The organism is Sorangiineae bacterium MSr12523, assembly GCA_037157775.1.
Lineage (GTDB): Bacteria > Myxococcota_A > Polyangia > Polyangiales > Polyangiaceae > Pendulispora > Pendulispora brunnea.
Window position 1 is genome coordinate 11,869,967 of record CP089982.1, and the last position, 18,481, is coordinate 11,888,447.

General features: G+C 65.6%; 15 protein-coding genes and 1 pseudogene. 7 read left to right on the forward strand and 9 right to left on the reverse strand.

The features are described 5' to 3' along the window. Positions 1-5 precede the first annotated feature (5 nt). The 7 genes from LZC95_46790 to LZC95_46820 are packed head-to-tail and all read right to left on the reverse strand — an operon-like array spanning position 6 to position 7,907. Entirely contained in the window at positions 6-1,133 is a 1,128-nt protein-coding gene (locus LZC95_46790) for a glycosyltransferase (protein ID WXA93949.1), read from the reverse strand. After that, positions 1,130-2,227 (reverse strand): glycosyltransferase, encoded by a 1,098-nt coding sequence (locus LZC95_46795; GenBank protein ID WXA93950.1) that lies wholly within the window; start codon positions 2,225-2,227, stop codon positions 1,130-1,132. Before LZC95_46795 ends, LZC95_46790 begins: the two co-directional genes overlap by 4 nt. Next, positions 2,224-3,336 (reverse strand): glycosyltransferase, encoded by a 1,113-nt coding sequence (locus tag LZC95_46800; GenBank protein WXA93951.1) that lies wholly within the window; start codon positions 3,334-3,336, stop codon positions 2,224-2,226. Before LZC95_46800 ends, LZC95_46795 begins: the two co-directional genes overlap by 4 nt. 5 nt (positions 3,337-3,341) lie before the next feature. Continuing rightward, positions 3,342-4,421: a glycosyltransferase family 4 protein gene (locus LZC95_46805; protein ID WXA93952.1), complete on the reverse strand. Its 1,080-nt coding sequence runs from the start codon at positions 4,419-4,421 to the stop codon at positions 3,342-3,344. After that, on the reverse strand, positions 4,418-5,704 hold the full coding sequence (locus LZC95_46810; GenBank protein WXA93953.1) for a TIGR04295 family B12-binding domain-containing radical SAM protein: 1,287 nt from the start codon (positions 5,702-5,704) through the stop codon (positions 4,418-4,420). The genes LZC95_46805 and LZC95_46810 overlap by 4 nt, the downstream gene beginning before the upstream one ends. Further along, a complete protein-coding gene (locus tag LZC95_46815; protein WXA93954.1) occupies positions 5,701-6,789 on the reverse strand; it encodes a GDP-mannose 4,6-dehydratase in 1,089 nt (362 codons plus the stop codon). The genes LZC95_46810 and LZC95_46815 overlap by 4 nt, the downstream gene beginning before the upstream one ends. A gap of 2 nt (positions 6,790-6,791) precedes the next feature. Beyond that, positions 6,792-7,907: an NAD-dependent epimerase/dehydratase family protein gene (locus LZC95_46820; protein ID WXA93955.1), complete on the reverse strand. Its 1,116-nt coding sequence runs from the start codon at positions 7,905-7,907 to the stop codon at positions 6,792-6,794. A 277-nt stretch (positions 7,908-8,184) separates the two neighbouring features. Between LZC95_46820 and LZC95_46825 the strand changes: the two genes are divergently transcribed. From LZC95_46825 to LZC95_46845, 5 genes and pseudogenes are all read left to right on the forward strand, one after another. After that, positions 8,185-8,562: a hypothetical protein gene (locus LZC95_46825; GenBank protein WXA93956.1), complete on the forward strand. Its 378-nt coding sequence runs from the start codon at positions 8,185-8,187 to the stop codon at positions 8,560-8,562. A 232-nt stretch (positions 8,563-8,794) separates the two neighbouring features. Beyond that, positions 8,795-9,382, forward strand: a pseudogene (locus tag LZC95_46830) (DNA topoisomerase IB). Between the two features lie 181 nt (positions 9,383-9,563). Continuing rightward, a complete protein-coding gene (locus tag LZC95_46835; protein ID WXA93957.1) occupies positions 9,564-10,721 on the forward strand; it encodes a glutathione-dependent formaldehyde dehydrogenase in 1,158 nt (385 codons plus the stop codon). Positions 10,722-10,735: 14 nt separating this feature from the next. Continuing rightward, positions 10,736-11,926 carry a hypothetical protein gene (locus LZC95_46840; protein WXA93958.1) on the forward strand — a complete coding sequence of 397 codons (1,191 nt, stop codon included), beginning with the start codon at positions 10,736-10,738 and terminating at the stop codon, positions 11,924-11,926. Then, entirely contained in the window at positions 11,926-12,672 is a 747-nt protein-coding gene (locus tag LZC95_46845; GenBank protein ID WXA93959.1) for a ferritin-like domain-containing protein, read from the forward strand. Before LZC95_46840 ends, LZC95_46845 begins: the two co-directional genes overlap by 1 nt. On the opposite strand, the gene LZC95_46850 is transcribed toward LZC95_46845, so the two are convergent. After that, on the reverse strand, positions 12,669-14,039 hold the full coding sequence (locus LZC95_46850; GenBank protein ID WXA93960.1) for a hypothetical protein: 1,371 nt from the start codon (positions 14,037-14,039) through the stop codon (positions 12,669-12,671). The two genes, LZC95_46845 and LZC95_46850, sit on opposite strands and share 4 nt — an antisense overlap. Beyond that, the gene (locus LZC95_46855) at positions 14,036-15,676 is read right to left on the reverse strand and encodes a prolyl oligopeptidase family serine peptidase (protein WXA93961.1); all 1,641 of its coding nucleotides are present in this window, start codon (positions 15,674-15,676) and stop codon (positions 14,036-14,038) included. Before LZC95_46855 ends, LZC95_46850 begins: the two co-directional genes overlap by 4 nt. A gap of 118 nt (positions 15,677-15,794) precedes the next feature. On the opposite strand from LZC95_46855, the gene LZC95_46860 reads away from it, so the two are divergent. Next, positions 15,795-16,433: a succinate dehydrogenase gene (locus LZC95_46860; GenBank protein WXA93962.1), complete on the forward strand. Its 639-nt coding sequence runs from the start codon at positions 15,795-15,797 to the stop codon at positions 16,431-16,433. Positions 16,434-16,537: 104 nt separating this feature from the next. Next, a complete protein-coding gene (locus LZC95_46865) occupies positions 16,538-18,481 on the forward strand; it encodes a serine/threonine protein kinase (protein ID WXB00279.1) in 1,944 nt (647 codons plus the stop codon).

Sequence of the window (18,481 nt, forward strand, 5' to 3'; positions counted from 1 at the left end):
TCCGCTCAGGCGAGGGAGCCGGCCCGCCGCACCGAGTGCTTGCGCGTGCGCGCACCCCGGAAAGCGAGCACCTCGGTGGTGTAGCGCTCGAGTGCTTCGGCGCGGTGGGCGGCCGTATGCTCCCGCAGCACGCGCTTGCGCGCGCGCTCCGCCATGGCGCGGCGGGCGGGCTCTTTCACCTCGCGCAGATACCGCAGGATGTCCACCGGGGTCTGCGCCAGCGCGATTTCCCACCCCGGCACGAAGAACGTCTCGATGCCCTGCCAGCGATCGCTCAAGATGGGCGTGCCGCAGGCGGCGGCCTCGAACAGACGCACGCTGGGCGAATAGCCGGCCGCGATCATGTCGCGCCGTGTGATGTTCAGCGAGAAGCGCTGCGCAGCATAAAAGGCGCGATGGTCTCCCGGCGCAAGGTGCTCCACCCGCTCCACGTTTCGAGGCCACATGGTGCTGGCGGGATACTGAGGGCCGGCAACGATGTAGCGCCCCTTCTTCCATGCCTCGGCCGGCTTGAAGAGCAGCGTCTCGAGCGAAGGTTGCCGGTCGTCGCTGTACGTTCCCAAATAGCCCAGGTCCCAACGCGGCTCGATGTCGGGATCGGGCCGGTACAAATCCGGATCGACGCTGCAGTACAGCGGTCGCGCGCACCGCGCTCCGTAGTCGCGCTCCAGGAAGCCCAAGGTGGGCCCTCCGGTGAAGGAGAGGTACAGATCGTAAAGCGGTATCAATTCGCGCGAGAGATAATCGACTTTCCCGCGTTGCAAATTCCGCAACGTGACCGGTGTGTCGATATCGTAAAACGCCGTGCAGCCGCGCGCCGTCTTTTGCACCCACGCGCCCACGTCGACGCCGTCGGGAACGTAGGAACCCACCACGACCAGGTCCGCCTCGCGCACGGTGAGCGCAAAGCGTTCGCGCAGCTCGCCGACGCTGTCGTAGAGGTACGTCCGCGCGAAGGCCGGATCGGGCATATCGCGGTTTTGAGCATAGAACGGCAAATCGCGTTCGAGAAAGACGACGCGATGCCCGCGCGCGGTGAGCTCACGCAACAGGCCACGGTAGGTCGTCGCGTGACCATTGCCCCACGAGGAGGTGATCGACAGCCCGAGAAATACGTACGTGTACGATGTCATGCATAACCCACGAGCAAAGAGGTGGTCTTCCGGAGGAGGAGCGATTCGATTTGTCGCGCACGAATGCCGTACGTGTGATCGAGGAGCACACGCCGGCGCGCGGCTTCGCCGATGGCCTGGGCTTTCTCACGTGGCACGGTGCGCAGAAGTTCCGCCACCTCCGCCCCGTCGTGCGCCACCAGGATCTCTTCGCCTGGCTCGAGGAAAAGCTCGATCCCTTTCCACGCGTCGGTGATGATGCACGCCCCCGCCGCGGCGGCCTCGAACACGCGGGTGGCCGGGGAATACCCCACCTGCGCCATATCCTCGCGCGCCACGTTCAGCACGAAATCGGCCGACGTATTGAGCGCATTGTGATCGGCCGTGTAGACGTGGCCGAGGCTTCGCACATTGGGCGGCATCGGCTTGTCCGCCCAGCCATTTCCGCCGAGCAAGAAGGCCTGCTGCCCGAGCTCGCGTGCAGGACGGAAGAAGAACTCGTCGATGCGTGCCTCGCGATCGGGAAGGCGATTGGCCAAGAGGGTGAGATCGGCCAGGAATCGGCCTTCCGCAGGCACCGGATAATGCGTCTCCGGATCGTGCGCATTGTAAATGGGCACGCACTGACGCGCTCCGAACTCTTCGTAGCCATTCACCACCGGATCGCCACCGCCGTAGGTGAAGACGTAATCATACAAGGGAATGAGCTCGCGAAATGGATCCCGCCGGTCATTTCGCACGCGCGCCAAGGTCGCGGGGGCATCGACGTCCCAGAAAATCGTGGTCTGCCGCGGACGCTTGTACGCGAGAACGGCGGCCTCCAGAAGCGAGTCGAGCACCCCCACCCCGCTGGCCTTGACGAGAACGTCGGCTTTCCGCGCCGCATTGGCCACGAGGCGTGAGACGGCGGCCGGATCGGTGGCAGGATAGACGACCACGTCGGCCCATGGTGGGTCCGGAATGTCGCGGTGCGCATGCCGGTCGAATGCGTCGGGCTCGTAAAACGTTACCCGGTGCCCGAGCGCATCGAGCGCACGAATGATGCCGCGGTAATACGTCGCCGCGCCATTCCAATAGGCCGAGACCAGGCTCGAGCCGAAGAACCCGATGTTCATGACAGACTCCCGTTTTGCAAAAGACCCAATTCGCCGGCAATCGAAAGAAGCTCCGCAGCACGATGGCCGCAGGTGTGACGCCGAAGAATCGTTTCACGCCCGTGCTGGGCCAAGGCATGCGCCCAATCCGGATCGGAGAGCAGATCGCAGAGGTGCTCTTCCATTTCGCGCCGGTTGCGGGCTACGAGGTAATCCTCGCCCGCGGTGAAGAGCCCTTCCGTGTCCGACCAAGGGCTGCAGACCAGGGGGATGCCACACGCGAGCGCCTCGAAAGGACGAATCGTCGGAATACCCGGCAAAGCCTCCACGTATGGCCGCCGCGGGATGTGCACCGTGACTCGGTATTGGGCAAATACGCTTGGAACGCGGTGATTGGGCAGCCACCCGCCGTAGGAGATCCCCGCTTGGGAAAGTGCGGAGAGCGCCTCCTCGGGGTAACGCACGCCGTGCACACGCGCCCGAAGGCCCAATGTGCGCACGGGCTGGAGAAGAAACTCGTCGAGCTCCGCACTTCGTTCTTCGTCGCCCCAATTGCCGATCCACACCAGATCGCCCTGGTTGGCGACGCCCGTGTGGGGGCGGAAGATGCGCGTGTCGGCGGCCTCGTGCCATGTCCATGCGCGCGCGGCCCAGCCGCGCTCGAGGTACAAATCGCGAAGCACGTTTCCGAAGGCGAGAACGCCGTCGTAGTGCGATAGTTCGAATTGCTTCATCGCCTCGGGCTGGGTGATGGCCCGGTGGTGCGTGTCGTGGAAGAGAATGCGGCACTGCGGATTGCGCGCGCGGTATTGGCCAATGCGGTGCACCAGCTCGGGCGCGTTCCATTCGTGGACGAGCACGAGGTCGACGCCGTCGAGGGCCGCATCGAGATCCAGTGCGTCGCCCCGGTACCGCGTGGGCACGAAGAGAGGAAAGGCGCGGCGGACGTCGTCGAGGGCCTGGGAACCACCGTCGGCGAGCAAGTTGTTCATGCTCCAGCCGTCCTCCGGCTCGAAGATGCGGACGGCGTGCCCGCGATCCATGAGCTCCGCGGAGACGCCCCGCAGGAAATGGGCATTGCCGTGATTCCAATCGGATAAAATGGAGTGGCAGAAAAGAGCGATGCGCATGGCCTTCAAGCCTCCTCCTGAAGCTCGCTGTAAAGGGCGAGGTAATCGCGAGCTTGACACGCGAGCGAAAAATCGCGCGCGCGCCGCTGCGCACGTTGGCCCATCTCGACGCGCCGGCCAGGGTCGGCAATGAGTCCGAGCAGCGTGGTGGCCAGCGCCTCGTGATCGTCCGATGCCACATAGAGCGCGTTGGGGCCCCAGATTTCGCGCAGGCTGGGGATATCGCCGAGGACGAGCGCGCAGGCCGCATGCGCCGCCTCGAGGGGCGCGAGGCCGAATGGCTCGTAGCGCGCAGGGTGCGCGTAAATCGCGGAGGTGGCGAGGCACGCTTCGAGCGCTTCGCGCCCGAGCCAGCCCAAATTGCAAATGCCCGCGAGCTCGCGGGAGCGGCCGTCGGGGTGCACGGGCGAGCCTGCAACGTGAATGGGCCATGGTGTGCGCGGCGCAATGGCGGCGAGAGCCTCGACGTTCTTCGCCTCGTCCCACAATCGTCCCTGCGAAAAGATGACCTGGGATTTCGTGGAGCCGGTGCGACTCGGCACGGGTGTGGCATTGTGGATCACGCGGGCGCGGGCCGGGCTACCGTAATGCTTTCGCACGGCCTCGAGCATCGCCCGTGTGGGCGCCACGACGGCGTCCGCTCCGGAAAGGCCCCGCGCCACCGCCGTGCGGTAACGGGCATATTTCTCCGGCGGCGGTTCGTTCTTGACGGCGTCCCACCATGACAAGACACACGAGTGCGCAACCACCACCGTGGGGGCCCGGAAGGGCAACGCCCCATGCGCATACATGTTCGAATGCACGATATCGGGCCGCGTTTCCCGCTCGAGCGCCAAAAGCCATTCGCCGCTTCGGCCGACATCGTCCCAGGGATCGTCCATCCATTCGAGGCGCCCTTCGAACACGCGCAGATCGAGCCCGGAAATGCGTTCTGCCTCACGCCGCTGTTCGGTATTCGGCGGCGGGCCCAGCGCGGCGAGAACCACCCGCACGCCCTGCTCGGCGATGCCGCGCGCCAGGTGCAACGCGTAGGTCCATACGCCGCCGACGGCGTCGCAGGTCATGAGCACCGTACGAAGGCTCATCGATGCTCCAATTCGTGCAACGGCGCGGGTACCTGCTCTTGAATGTCGCTGAAAGCACGAAAGCGCTCCAAGTAGTCGGCGTGGGCGCGCTCCCATGCATCGTCGTCGAGCTGGCCCCAGCGAAGCGCGTATTCGGGCGAGCCCGGATAGGCAAACAGCGGAACGGGATCGTTCGACCAAACGCCGGCATCGGAGAGCCGCCGCCGCCACGCCGCGAGCTCCTGGGCATCGTCGAATTTGCCGTCGAGCAAGTTCGCCTGCACGAAGGGCACGTGCCGCTTGACGAAGAGAAGCAGCTCGGTGAGCTCCTCGGTGGTGAGCTTGCAGCGTTTGGCCAGAAGCGAGCGCCCGCGCTCGGAAATGCTCTCCACGCCGGCCTCGATCGATACGCAGCCGGCCGCGCCGAGCAACGTGAGCATCTCCTTCGACCAATTGTCGATGCGCATCTGGACACCAAAGTGAACCTTGCGCGGAATGAGCGCTTCCAACAGCGGTCGATCCGGAACGAAGATTTCGTCGATGAAATAGAAATACTGGACACCCTGCGCGATGAGCCGGTCCACCTCGTCCAAGACGACGTTCAACGGGCGCTTGCGGAAGCGATTACGAAAATTGTCCTTTGCGCAAAAGGTGCAATGGTACGGGCACCCGCGCGAGGTTTCCACCTCGGCCCCCGGCCCCATCGGCTTCGTGTCGAAGCGGTGATGGTGGTGATCGTGGCGCGTCACGAGCGCGTCGGGCCATGCGAGGGCCGGCAGCTTGGACATGTCGGTTGCGTGCGGCTTGCCGTGCACGATTTCTTCGCCGTCGCGGTGGAGCGCCACCGAGGAGAGCCCGTCCCACTCGGACACGGGTGTGCAAGCGAGCGCCGTCAGCACTTCCTCGCACTCGCCGAGCACGGCCACGTCCGCGTGGAGCTTGCGAAGCACCGCGCGCGGGGTCGTGGAGGCGTGTGGCCCCACGACGATCAGGTACTCGGCGAGATCGCGCACTGCATCGGCGAGCTCGCCAGGGACGCGCAGCTCCGGCGGCGCACACCGCCAAAAGAGGTAGCTCGGGGCGGTGGTGAGCACGATCATGTCGGGCTCGAACGGCCCGAGGCGCGCGCGAACCTCGTCCAACCCGAGCTCCTCGAGCTGGGCATCCACCAGCTGCACCTCATGGCCCGCGGCTTCGAGCAGTGCCTTCGAATAGGCGAACTCCAGTGGAAAGTGCGGCGCGCGGCACCCGAAGTAGACGCTCTTTTCGAAGCTCCAGCGCGGATTGACGAGGGAAATCTTCATGACACCCCCGTCAGGTTGGCTGCGTGGGCCGCGCGCTGAACCGATCTGTCCCTGGAGTCCAGCGCGAGCCATCGGAAAAGCCTCTCCACACCCTCGCGCACGCCAACGCGCGGCGACCATCCGGTGAGCTTTCCAAAGCGCTCGGGGTTCGACACGTAATAACGCTGGTCGCCCACGCGCCAATCGTCGTGGTCGAAGGCAATGTCCATCCCGAGCCTGTCACGCATATATGAGAACAGCTCCAGTAAACTCGTCGTGTTGTCCGGCCCGCCGCCCATGTTGAAGGCGCGGCCGCGCACCCGATCCATATGGGCATCGGCCGCGAGAAAGGCATTCACCAGGTCATCGACGAAGAGAACGTCGCGCACCTGTTTGCCGTCGCCGTAAACGGTAATCGGCTCCCCGCGCAGCGCACGGATGAGAAAGTGCGCCACCCAGCCCTGGTCCTCGGTTCCGAATTGCCGTGGGCCGTAAATGCAGCTCATTCGAAAGACCACCGCGGGAATGCCGAAGCTGCGTGCGTAGTCGAGCACGTATTGGTCGGCCGTCCCTTTGGAGCAACCGTACGGACTGTGAAAATCGAGCGGCCGCGCTTCATCGATGCCCCGCGCGCGCAGGCCGGCGTCGGACGGCTCGTAGCGGGTGGCCGACTCCGTGAGCTCGACGTCGCCGAGGCCGCCGTAAACCTTGTTCGTCGATGTGTAGAATACACGCGGTGGCGTCGGCTGCGCGCGCACCGCCTCCAGCACATTCAGCGTGCCGCCCGCATTGACGTCGAAATCGAACTGCGGATCCGTCAGGCTCGACGTTACCGCGACCTGCGCCGCGAAGTGAAAGACGTGCGTCGCACGAGCCACCTCACGCCGCACGACGGCCGGATCGCGCACGTCGCCGATGACCACGTCCAGCCGGCCGCGGTGCTCGTCGCGCAGCCACTCGAGATTCTTGCCCACGTAGCGCCGCGAAAGGTTGTCCAGCACGATGACATGCGCATTCAGGCGCAAGAGCCGGCTCGCCAGATTCGAGCCGATGAAACCGGCGCCGCCCGTGACCAACACGGTCGCACGCCGCAATTCGGAATTCATATTCATAGGGTTAGCCCTCGCATTTCGAGTTCGGCGCGCGCGCTGGCCACACGGTCGCGGGCCACCTGCCCGCTCAGCCACTGCGACAGCTCGTGAATCCCTTCTTCCAGGGTGACGTGCGGCTCGTACCCGAGCTCGCGGCGCGCCTTGTCGATGTTGGCAAAACAATGGCGGATATCGCCCACGCGGTAGCGGCCGGTCAACTCGGCGGCAAGCTCCGGCCGCCCCACGCCCGCGGCCACGCGTTCGGCCACCTCGAGAACGGTCACCGAGCGTCCGCTGCCCACGTTGTACACGTTGCCCGGTGCCTGCTTCGACTCCATGGCCAAGGCGCATGCGCGCACGACATCGTGCACACTGACGAAGTCGCGCCGCTGCAAACCGTCTTCGAAGACCAGCGGGCGATTCCCGTTCAACAGGCGCGAGGCGAAGATGGCCAGAACACCCGTGTACGGATTGGAGAGCGCTTGCCGCGGGCCGTACGCATTGAAGAAGCGCAGGGCCACGGTGGGAATGCCGTATGCGCGCCCCACCACGAGCGACATCCGTTCTTGGTCGTATTTGGAAAGCGCATACACGGATTCCAAATTCGGAGCCTTCGTCTCGGGCGTCGCCACCGGCGAAAGCACGCTTCCATCGTCCGAGCACAACTCCCAATTCCCAGCACGGAGTTGCTCGAGTCCGCGGCTGGCGCTGGCCGTTACGCGACCTCGTGCATCGTGGTACAGCCCCTCGCCGTAAATGCTCATGCTCGAGGCCACCACCAGCCGCTCGACGGGCTTTTTCGACAGTGTTTCGAGCAGCACCGCCGTACCTACGGAATTCACCGAAGTGTATTCCTCGATGCGGTACATGCTCTGGCCAACGCCCACGAGCGCCGCGAGGTGGAAGACCACGTCGATGCCGTCGAGCGCTTTGCGCACGGCATCACCGTCGCGCACGTCGCCGACGACGAGTTCGACGTCACGGTGCAAATATTTCGGCCTTGCGCGGTCGGCTCCGTGCACTTGAGGATCGAGATTGTCCAGAGCACGAACTCGATGTCCGCTTCGCGTCAGATGATCCGCGAGATGCGATCCAATGAATCCGGCTCCACCCGTTACGAGTACGTGCGCCATGGTCGCCAACGCAAAGCGACGTACGTGCCAAAGTGATCTTGCCCCCGCGAGTGGCACGAAAAGAAGGTACTAACCTCCCTTGCGTGCGTTTCGTGCCACGCCCGCGTTATGTGACAATATGCGACCCGGTCGATCGTCGCTGCGTCGGAACGGGCCAATTTGTCACGGCCCGAGAAATCGAGTTGGACGCGGAGATTACGAGTCCGCCATCGGGTGATGGCCTGCGCGATGCACGGCGCGGAGGATAACGAAACGCCATCCCAGGAAAGGAGCGGCCATGGCACAAGCAGTAGCAACGACCGACCACGAGCGAATTCGGCGTTGGGCCGAAGAGCGCGGCGGGCACCCCGCGCGGGTAAAACGAACGAGTCGAGGTAAAGGCGACACGGGCATTCTTCGCATCGACTTCCCCGGATTCAGCGGCGAAGGCACGCTCGAGGAGATTTCGTGGAAGCAGTTTTTCGACACCTTCGAGAAGAAGGAACTCGCTTTTCTCTATCAGGACCGTACCGCCACGGGTAAACCCAGCCGGTTTGCGAAGCTCATCGATCGCGCCTCCGCCCCCGAGAGCGCACCGAGCCGTCGCAAGTCCGCGTCGACCTCGCCGCGCAAACCCGTGAAGCGAAAGGTCAGCCGGGGTGCCGCGAAGCGTTGAACTGCGTTACGTCAGCGATGTGTCACCCGGCATTCGCCGCGTGCGCTGCGGCGGCGGATTTCGGTATCTGACGCCGGAGGGAACGACGCTGCGGGACGCGCGCGTGCTCGCGCGCATTCGCAAACTCGTGATACCTCCGGCGTGGACGAAGGTGTGGATCGCCCCGATCGGCCACGGGCACATTCAAGCGACCGGGCGCGACGCAAAAGGGCGCAAGCAGTACATCTACCACGTGCGGTGGCGCGAGGTTCGCGATGAGGCCAAGTACCACAAGGTCCTCGCGTTCGCCCGAGCGCTGCCGCAAATTCGCAAAGCCGTGGATCGCGATCTGGCGCTGCCCGGCCTGCCCCGCGAGAAAGTGCTGGCCACGGTGGTGCGGCTTCTCGAACTGACCCGCATGCGCGTGGGCAACGAGGAATACGCGCGCGAGAACGGTTCGTACGGATTGACCACCTTGCGCGAGCGCCATGTCGTCGTGGAGGGGTCGCGCCTTCATTTCCACTTCCGCGGCAAGAGCGGAAAGAAGCACGTCATCGACGTGAACGATCGGCAATTGGCGCGCATCGTGGCGAAATGCGGCGACCTGCCGGGCCAAGAGCTCTTCCAATATCTGAACGAGGCCGGCGAGGTTTGCTCCGTGGAGTCGGCCGACGTGAACGATTACATTCGCTCCATCGCGGGAGATGCCTTCACGGCGAAGGATTTTCGCACGTGGGCCGGCACCGTACTCGCGACGCGCGGCCTGCTCGAACTCTGCAAAGGGTGCGAGGAGGCAAAAGCCCCGACGAAAAAGGCTTTGGCCGAAGTCGTCAAAGCGGTGGCCTTGCAACTCGGCAATACACCCTCGGTGTGTCGCAAATGTTACGTACATCCTGCGGTATTCGACGCGTACGAGCAGGGATGGCTCGCGGGCGCGTTCGCCACGGCGGCCGAAGCCGAAGAAGAGGCCATCCTGAAATGGCTCGAGCGCGCGGCGCAGAGGGCCAAACGAGGAGACTCCCATGCAAGCAGTCGTGTTTCATCACCCCAAAAAGGTCAGCGTCGACAAGGTGGACGACCCCCGCATCCAGGCCCCGACGGACGCCATCCTGCGCGTAACGTCGACGGCCATTTGCGGATCCGATCTCCACATTTACAACGGGTTCTTCCCGCAGATTCGAAATCTCGTTCTCGGCCACGAGTTCATGGGCATCGTCGAGGAAATCGGAACGTCGGTGCAGCGCCTGAAGAAGGGCGACCGGGTGGTGGTGCCCTTCCCCGTCGCGTGCGGACAATGCTTCTTCTGCGAACGGAGTCTGCCGGTCCATTGCGAAAACTCGAATAAGAAGCACTACGGGCCGGAGGGCGGCCTGCTCACGCAAAAGGGCGGCGGTCTGTTCGGATACACGGATTTGTACGGCGGGTATGCCGGCGGGCAAGCCGAGTACGTCCGGGTTCCGTATGCCGATTACGGACCGCGCCGTGTTCCCGATTCGCTCACCGACGATCAAGTGCTCTTTCTTTCGGACATCCTGCCCACGGGCTGGTCGGCCATCGATTGGGCGGAGGTGCGCGGCGGCGAGACGGTTGCCGTCTTCGGTTGCGGCCCCGTAGGGCTCATGGCGCAGAAGTGCGCCTGGCTGCGCGGCGCCCGCCAGGTCATCGGCATCGACCGGGTGCCATACCGTCTGGAGTGCGCGCGCGAGACCGCCAATGCGGAGGTCATCGACGCTTCGCAGGTCGACCCGGTGCAGGCCATCCGCGATCTCACCCACGGTCGCGGCGCCGACGTCTGCGTCGACGCGGTCGGCATGGAGGCGCACCGTGGCATTGCGAAGAAGCTTTCCAATGTCATCCACGCCGAAGTCGGCAGCATCGAGGTGCTGCGCCACTGCATCAGCGCCGTCCGCCGCGGCGGCACCGTGACGGTCGTGGGCGTGTACGGCATGAACTACGACGATTTCCCCCTCGGCCAAATGTTCGACAAGGGCATCCGCATCGGCTTCGGCCAGGCGCTGGTTCATCGCTACATCGACGAGTTGGTCAAAATCATCGAGAGCGGGCACGTGCGCACCGACGACATCATCACCCACCGCGTGGCGCTGTCCGAAGCGCCGCATGCATATGACATCTTCTGTCGCAAAGAAGACCGCTGCGTAAAAGTCGTTCTCAAACCCTGACGAGGAGCACGGCCATGAGTCTCGATATATTTGCAGAGCGGGGTATACCGCTCGAAAAGCAGGAGTTCGATTGGCGCGACCTGGTTCGCGTTCCTTATAGCAAACTCGATGACGACGCCTTCACCCGGGTGCGCGTCATTCTGATGAACGGCATCGAATCCGAGGCTCTGCGTTTCGGTCACGCCGCAGCACGCATGAACAAGGCGTTGCAGCTGCAACTCGCCCGCGTTCGGCGGGTCGAGCAGCACCAGCAGACATTGGTCAATTGGCTCAATCCGCCGGATCAATCGGCCTTGGAGACGACCATCGGCTTCGAGCAAGTGGCCATCGAGGTGACGGCCAGTGTGGCCGCCCACGAGCCCGATCCGTATATGAAGCAGGTTTATCATTTTGGCATGCTCGAGGACTTCGACCATCTGTACCGATATGCCGCACTGATGGATCGCATCGAAGGCAAGGATGCCAATGCGCTCACGCAGTGTTACACGGATATCCGTCCGGGCCGGCCCACGGCCGTCGAGCACCGCGCACCCGAGGACGATTTGCGGGAGTGTTACGATCGAAAGAAGGCTTCGCCGATTACCAAGTTGAATGCGCTGACCATCATGGCGGGCGAGCACCAGACCCATGATTACTACATGACCGTGGGGCCCACCTTCGCCGATCCCGCCGCGCGCCAGCTCTATGCGGAGATTGCCTCCATCGAAGAGCAGCACGTGACGCAGTACGAGTCCATCATCGACCCGTACGAGACATGGTTGGAGAAGTGGCTGCTCCACGAAGCATGTGAGGTCTACAATTATCACTCCTGTTATACGCAGGAGGACAACCCCCGCATCAAAGAGATTTGGGAGCGCTTCGTCGAATACGAACTAGGCCATTTGCATTACGTGATGGACTTGTTCAAGACGGTGGAAAAGCGTGACCCGGCCGAGATCCTTCCGCAAACGCTGCCCGAACCCATCGCCTACCAGAGCCACCGCCGCTACGTGCGCGACGTGCTCCAGGCCGAGGTGGACCTTCGGGCGAACGGCACGCAGATCGTCGGCCCGCGCGAAGACTCGACGGCGTCGATGGCCTACCGCGAACGCATGAACCGCAATGGCTCGCCGTCGCAAATCGTGGCCGCCGGATACCGCTGGGCTCCCGGTACGGAGCTCACCCTTCAGAACGGCGCGAAGGCGCCCCAGCAAGCGAGGCCGTGATGAACGTGGTGGGAAAGAGCACCTTGAAAATGGGATTGAACCGCACCGGGATGGCCACGTCCCCCATCCACGGCAAGGAGCTGGTCGATTCGGTGAGCGAAGCGACCCCCAGCTCGACGGGCGACGAACAATGGATCGCGGCCGTGCGAAATGCGTACGGCAAGGAGGGCCTGCCCGTCGGCCACGTTCCGGCGCCTTCCACGTTGAAGGGCGTCGTGGGCACCACCATCAAAGCCGTGCAGGGCCTGAGCATGACCGTCTTCATGGACAAGCTCGGCGAACGCCTTGCCTTCGAGCGCACCGGCACGCGTCTGTACGAAGCCTTGCTCTCCAAATTCGACACCTTCGGAACCTTCGCCGGTGGGCCCCAGCGCTCGGTGCTGGAGCGATTCCACCAGGAGGAGCTCACGCATTTCTCGCTCCTCAAGTCGACCATCGAAAGCCTTGGCGGCGATCCCACGGTCATCACACCCTCCGCGGATGTCGTCGCCGTTGAGTCGATGGGCCTCGCCCAAGTGCTGCTCGACCCACGCACCACCTTCGTGCAAGGCCTGGAGGCCATCCTGGTCGCGGAGCTGGCCGACAACGACGGGTGGACCTTGCTCATCACGCTCGCGGGCGACTTCAATCGGGAGGACCTGGTCCAATCCTTCAAAGAGGCGCTCGACGAGGAGAACGCGCACCTCGAGAAGGTCCGCCACTGGGTGCGCGCCGCCATGCGTGTCGAGGAAAAGGTGAAGGACTAGGAGGCCGAGCGCAGAAGCAGCGCCGCGAGGAGGGCGAAGCCCAAGAGGCCAATGCCCAGGCCCACCGCGACGCTGCCGACGCGGCCTTCGATGAGCTCCGGCGGCAATCGTGCAAAGCCGATGCGGCCGCGCTTTGCATGGCGCAGGAGAAGCAGGCCCTCGACCAAGGCGGCGAGGAGCAAGGTCCACAAGGCGAGGCGCAGGCCCCGGGCACGCGCGCGGGCGGCGACCATGTGCACGGGGCCGAGGCCGTCGAGTACGACCGGGCGCGGGAAGGCGCGGGCGGTCATGCGCGCGAGGGCCGGGCGCACGTCGCACGGGCTCGCCGGCGGAACATAGGGGAAGGCCAAGGTGGCGCCGGACAAAGTTTCGGCGCCGTGGGGCTCGCCGGAGGCAATGACGAAGCCCTTTTCCGGAGCGTCAGTGGGGAAAGGCACACTGGCGCTGCGCATCCCGGTGCCGTCGACCTTGAGATCCAGCGCGTAGCCGCGTGCCCGGCCCTTGTCGTCGTCGATTTCGACGTACGCCACCGGGCGCGGGGACGGGCTGCGGACGCTGAGGCTTCCGCCGGCCTCGGGCAAGGACACCGAGAACGCGCCACCGGCCACGGGGATTGCGCCGTACCAGTCGCCCGCGCGCACGGTCTTCCCTTTGCCCTCCTCGGCATGAAACGACGCGCCGACGACGTGGGCGCGCGCGATCATCGACACCTCCGCCCACCCGTTGTCGCAGGTGCGCACCGTCGGTGCGGCGGACTCGAGGCCTGGCTCGGGCTCCACCGCAATGCGCACGTTGGCCAGCCCCGCCCCCGTCGTGGCATCCGTCGCGTGCACGAGCACCCGCGAGGGAAACTCCGCCGCCAGCGAGCGACCGATCACCACGGCATCCAGCGCAATGGTGCCTGCACGCCGGCTCGGCGCGAGAAACGCAGGTGCACGCTCCTCGATGGAGTCGGTTCGCTGCGGCGGCACCGTCACCATGCCGTGCGCGAAATCCTCGCCGGTGCGCGACGACACGACTTGCGCGGCGAGGCGTTCGCCGGGCGCGACCCCTTCGAGCGCGAGCCAGGCTTCGGCCACGCCATCGGCGTTCGTCATGCCCTCCCACGTCGCACCGTGGCCGCCTTGCTGCGTCACCGACACGCGCAACGCCTCGTTGGGCACCGGCTCTTTGACGCCGCGATCCTCGCGCATCAACGCGATGGTCCACGCTAGTCCATGCTGCCCCGTCGCGGGCGGCGCACCGTACACGCGGGCGGCCCGCGCTTCCTGCGAGGCACCGATGCGAAGACCCAGCGCGATCACCACGACGGTGATCACGGGCGGGCAGAGGAGCAGTGCGCGCTCCCAGCGCGGGTTCATTTTCATCGGGGAGACGGCGATACTACCGGGGCCATCACGGAAGCCGGAACCGAGATTCCCTCCCAACGCACTTCGACTTTGACGTTGGGGTCCATGGTGATGGGCGGCGGCGTCATGGGCGATGTCCCCAGCGCCCCGCGCGCGAACTCGATGGAGCGCACGCCACTCGCCGCAAGCACGTGAACCGTCTCGCCGCGCCGCTCGATGTCGACGAATGCGTCCCCGATGCCGGAGCGCGCGATCTTCACGCCGTACGCCCCCGTGTCCACCGGCCGCACGCTGCGGTAGGTCACGCGCGAGACCGTGGCCGGTACGCGCGCCTCGGAGGCCTGGCCCACGACCTCCGCAATGAACCGCGCCACCAGCGCGCCGTCGTGCCCCATGTGCGGGACGCGATCGTGGCGCACGGCAAAGCCTCGGTCGCGCAGCACCCGCGCGAGCATCGCGCTCTGGGCCGGGGGCGAGACGCGATCATCGTCTCCGTGCACGAGCCACACGGCCACGTGCCGGCCGTTCTCCGCCACGTCGAGCGCGTTGACGAGGTGCGCGGCCGCCTCGTTCGGCAGGATGCTCTTCACGTAGGTGCTCGTGTCGTATTTCGAGTCGCCGAAAAAGCTGGTGACGCTCGCAAACTTGTCCGGATGATGAAACCCGATGGTCGTCGCCCCCGCCCCGCCCATCGAGGCACCCCAAATGGAGATGCGCCGCGGATCGACGGCCACGGCCTGCGAGACCGTATCGATGGCCCGCATCACTTCATCTTCGGCGGCTGCGGTGTAGAGCGAGTTGCCCAAGCCGCTGGGCATGAGCAGCACCACATCGCGCGCGGCCGCCTCGCGCAGAAGGTCCGCGTACGCGCCGTAGGTCCACATCGTCCCGTTCCACGGGTGCGTGCCCACGAGAAGCGCCGACGGCTTTTGAATGTCGTGCCCCGGTGGGATGAACACCACCGCCTTGCCTCCGCCCGCCGCCGCATGCGGCGATGCGAACGAGAGAAGCCCCAGGCCCTCGCGCGATTCGATCTGCGCCCCGAACTTCGGCGCTTGTCCGCACACGATCCGGTGCTCGTACGCGCCCACGTGGATCTCGATCTCCACGTCGTGCGCGCGCTCGGGACGCGGCGGCAGCGGCACCACCACCGGACCATTTCCGGCGGTGGGCACGGCGGTGCCGTTCACCAAAACGCGACCACGCCCCGAGCAAACGGGGATCTCCACGGCCACACGCTCCCCACCGGCGACCTGGAATCGCACCGCGTACAGGCCCGTCGGCAGGTTGTTCCGCGCCAGATCCCCCCAGGTGAGAGCCTTGTACGTGCGCCGGGCACCGGGCGTCGGCGCGGCCCCGAGCTCCACGGAGTGAAGCTCGGTCCCCTGCACCGAAGCATGGAGCGGGATGGCCCCGGTCAGCGTAGGCGCGTTCGCACTGATTGCTCCAGCAGCGTTTCCTCCCGTAGAACTCCCGGCGTCGCCGCCATTCGGCGCTCCGCCAGCTCCACTAGGCCCCAGCGGCGGGCGCACGCTGGTCGTCGGACCCACGGTCGCTGCGTCCACGGGCGCCGCAAAAACCTTGGTCGGCGGACCAAAGCTCGCGAGAACCCCCACCGTGGCGAGCACGGCACAACGCATCCCTCCTCTTTTCATCGATGTGCCTTGGTAGCGCAAGCCCCCTTGTCAACGCTCGCCGTTCGCACCAGCATCGTGCGCGATGCTGAACGCTAGCGCTACAACGACACAGGCTGCTTCCGAGGAAAGCGAAAAAGTGGGAATCAAACTGGGCGGTGCCAGCTTTTTGCGCGCCCGAATTGGCTCACTCCTCGCGATTTTGCCGCTCGGCATCTGGTCCGTCGTCCACATCTGGAACAACCTCGCGGCCTTTTACGGTGCGGAAGCCTGGGAAAAATCCGTTACGTCTTATCCACATCCAGCCGCCCAGTTCATCACGGCCATCGTGGTGTTGCTCCCCCTGCTGATCCACTCCGTCTGGGGCATCGGCCGGCTGCTCAGCGCGCGACCCAACAACGTGCGCTACGGCTTCTACACCAACCTGAAGTATGCCCTTCAGCGCATCAGCGCGATCGGCCTGCTGCTCTTCATCATCGCCCACCTCTGGCTGGCCTGGATCCATCCGCGCTTCGTCGAGGGGCATGCCGAGGCATTCGCCGACATCAGCCACGAAATGCGCTTCCACACCCCGACCTTGGTGGTCTACGTCCTTGGCATTCTCGGGCTGGCCTACCACCTCGCCAACGGGCTGCACACCTTCTGCATGGGGTGGGGCATCGTGGAGAGCCGGCGCGCTTTGAAGAAGCTCGAGTGGGTCATCCTGGGATTCTTCGTCGTCCTGCTGGCAATGGGCTGGGGTGCGATTTACGCGCTGTACAGCGGCGCAACGCCCTGAGCGGGCCCCCAACGAACGGGAGGAACGCCGGCCGAAGCTGAAGGAGGAGCCATCTTTCGGCAGGGCGTTGTCTCCGGCTCGAGCCGGAGGTAACCTTGTGCCATATGACCGGCGCGCCTTCACTGCCGCGCGGATCCGTTCGTAGGGGGGGTAAAGAGGAACTTCGGGCCTCCATCCTCAAGACCTACCTGCTTCGTATCCGCGCCGAGAAAGGGGAGCGAGCAGCACGTGCCCTCCTCAACAGTGCGGGGATCGATCCCGCGATTGTCGACAACGAAACCGGGTGGCTCAGCGTCGGGGCCGCCCGACGTGCCCTTCGCGCCCTTGCGCAGCAGCTCGGCCCATCGGCGCTGCGCCACCGCGGGGAGTACGTCACGCACCCTGAGGCGCTGGGCACGCTGGTGCGCATGCTCCGCATCGCCGAGCAGCCCATCGATGCCTACCGCTACCTCGCGGCCAACGCCCGCGAGGTGACGCGAATTGGTACCTGGGAACTCGAAGAGCTCGGCCCCAAGACGAGCAAAAGTATCAAGAGTCGAACGAGCGATCGCGCCGTCGTCGATGCCGTCCGGATGACGTATCGGCTGCGCGACGACGCCGTCGAAGATCCAGACCGGCACGACGCGCGGGAAGAAGAGCTTCTCTGCGCCGCACGCGAAGGAGAGCTCGGCGGCATCCCCCGCATCTGGGGCCTGCAAGACGCCGAGATCACGCACAACACGTGCATCGCGAAGGGCGCCGACGCCTGCGTGTACACCGTCCGCTGGCGCAGCACGGTGCCGCGCACCGGCGCGCCGCTCGGAGGCACGATGGCCGCCATCGGCTGCGGCGCCACCATCGCGGCCACGGGTGGTTGGGTCGCGGGAAGCATCGCCGCGGTGCTGGGCGCGTTGCTCGGCGGGGGCGCGGGCTACCTCTGGGATCGCAACCGCGAGGACCGCAGCGCGCGCTCGTTCGAGAAGAACCGCATCGCCGCGCTCGAACGCGGCCTCGAGCTGCGGGGCGAGCTCGGCTCCACGCCGGGAGAGCTCACGGGCACGGTGCTGGGCGGCAAGTACCGCATCGGGCGCAAGATCGGTTCGGGCGGCATCGGCGTGGTCTACGCGGCGGAGCACGTCTCGCTCGGCCACGAGGTGGCCATCAAGGTTCTCCGCGGCGCCGCCGCGCGCGACGGTGGCGAGATCGCGCGCCTTCGCCGCGAAGCGTACATCCAGGTGCACGTGGAGCACCCCAACGTGGTGCGCGTGCTCGACTTGGACCAGATGCCCGACGGGTCGATCTACGTCGTCATGGAGCGCCTGGTGGGCCGTTCGCTCGCCGACAAACTCGGACGCGAGGGCGCGCTGGCACCGGGCTTCGCCTTGCCGGTGTTCATCGGCGTGTGCCGCGCGTTGGGCGCCGCGCACCAGAAGGGCGTGGTGCACCGCGATCTGAAGCCGGGCAACATCTTCTTGCTCGAGGACGGCAGCTCCAAGGTGCTCGACTTCGGCATGAGCAAGTTGACGACGGCGGAGTCGCTCACGCAAGCCGGCTACACCTTGGGCACGCCCGAGTACATGGCGCCCGAGCAATGCATCGGCGCCGCCGTGGAAGCGCGCACGGACATCTACGCGCTGGGCTGCCTCATGTACGAGGCGCTCACCAGCGAGCTTCCCATCGTCGCGCAGAGCCGGCGCGAGCTTCTCGATCTTCATCAGCGCCAGGTCCCCACGCCCATGCGCACGCGCCGCCCGGATCTTCCCATTCCGGAAGCGCTCGACGACGCGGTGATGAAGTGCCTCAAGAAGAAGGTCGCAGACCGCCCGCACAGTGCCAACGAGCTGGCCGACATGCTCGAGGCCATCCCGCGCGACGGCCTTCCAACGAGCTACCCCTTGGGGGTTGCCCGCCGCCCGCCGCCGACGACGCGCCCGCCGCCCGCCCGCGATCGCGACGCAACCAATGGCAAAAAGGAAGACGCGCGCGACGACAAGAAGGATCCCGCCGCAGGCGCCACGGGAGCCGGCGCGGGTCACGGCACCGCAAAACCGCCGGTCACGTCGAACTGA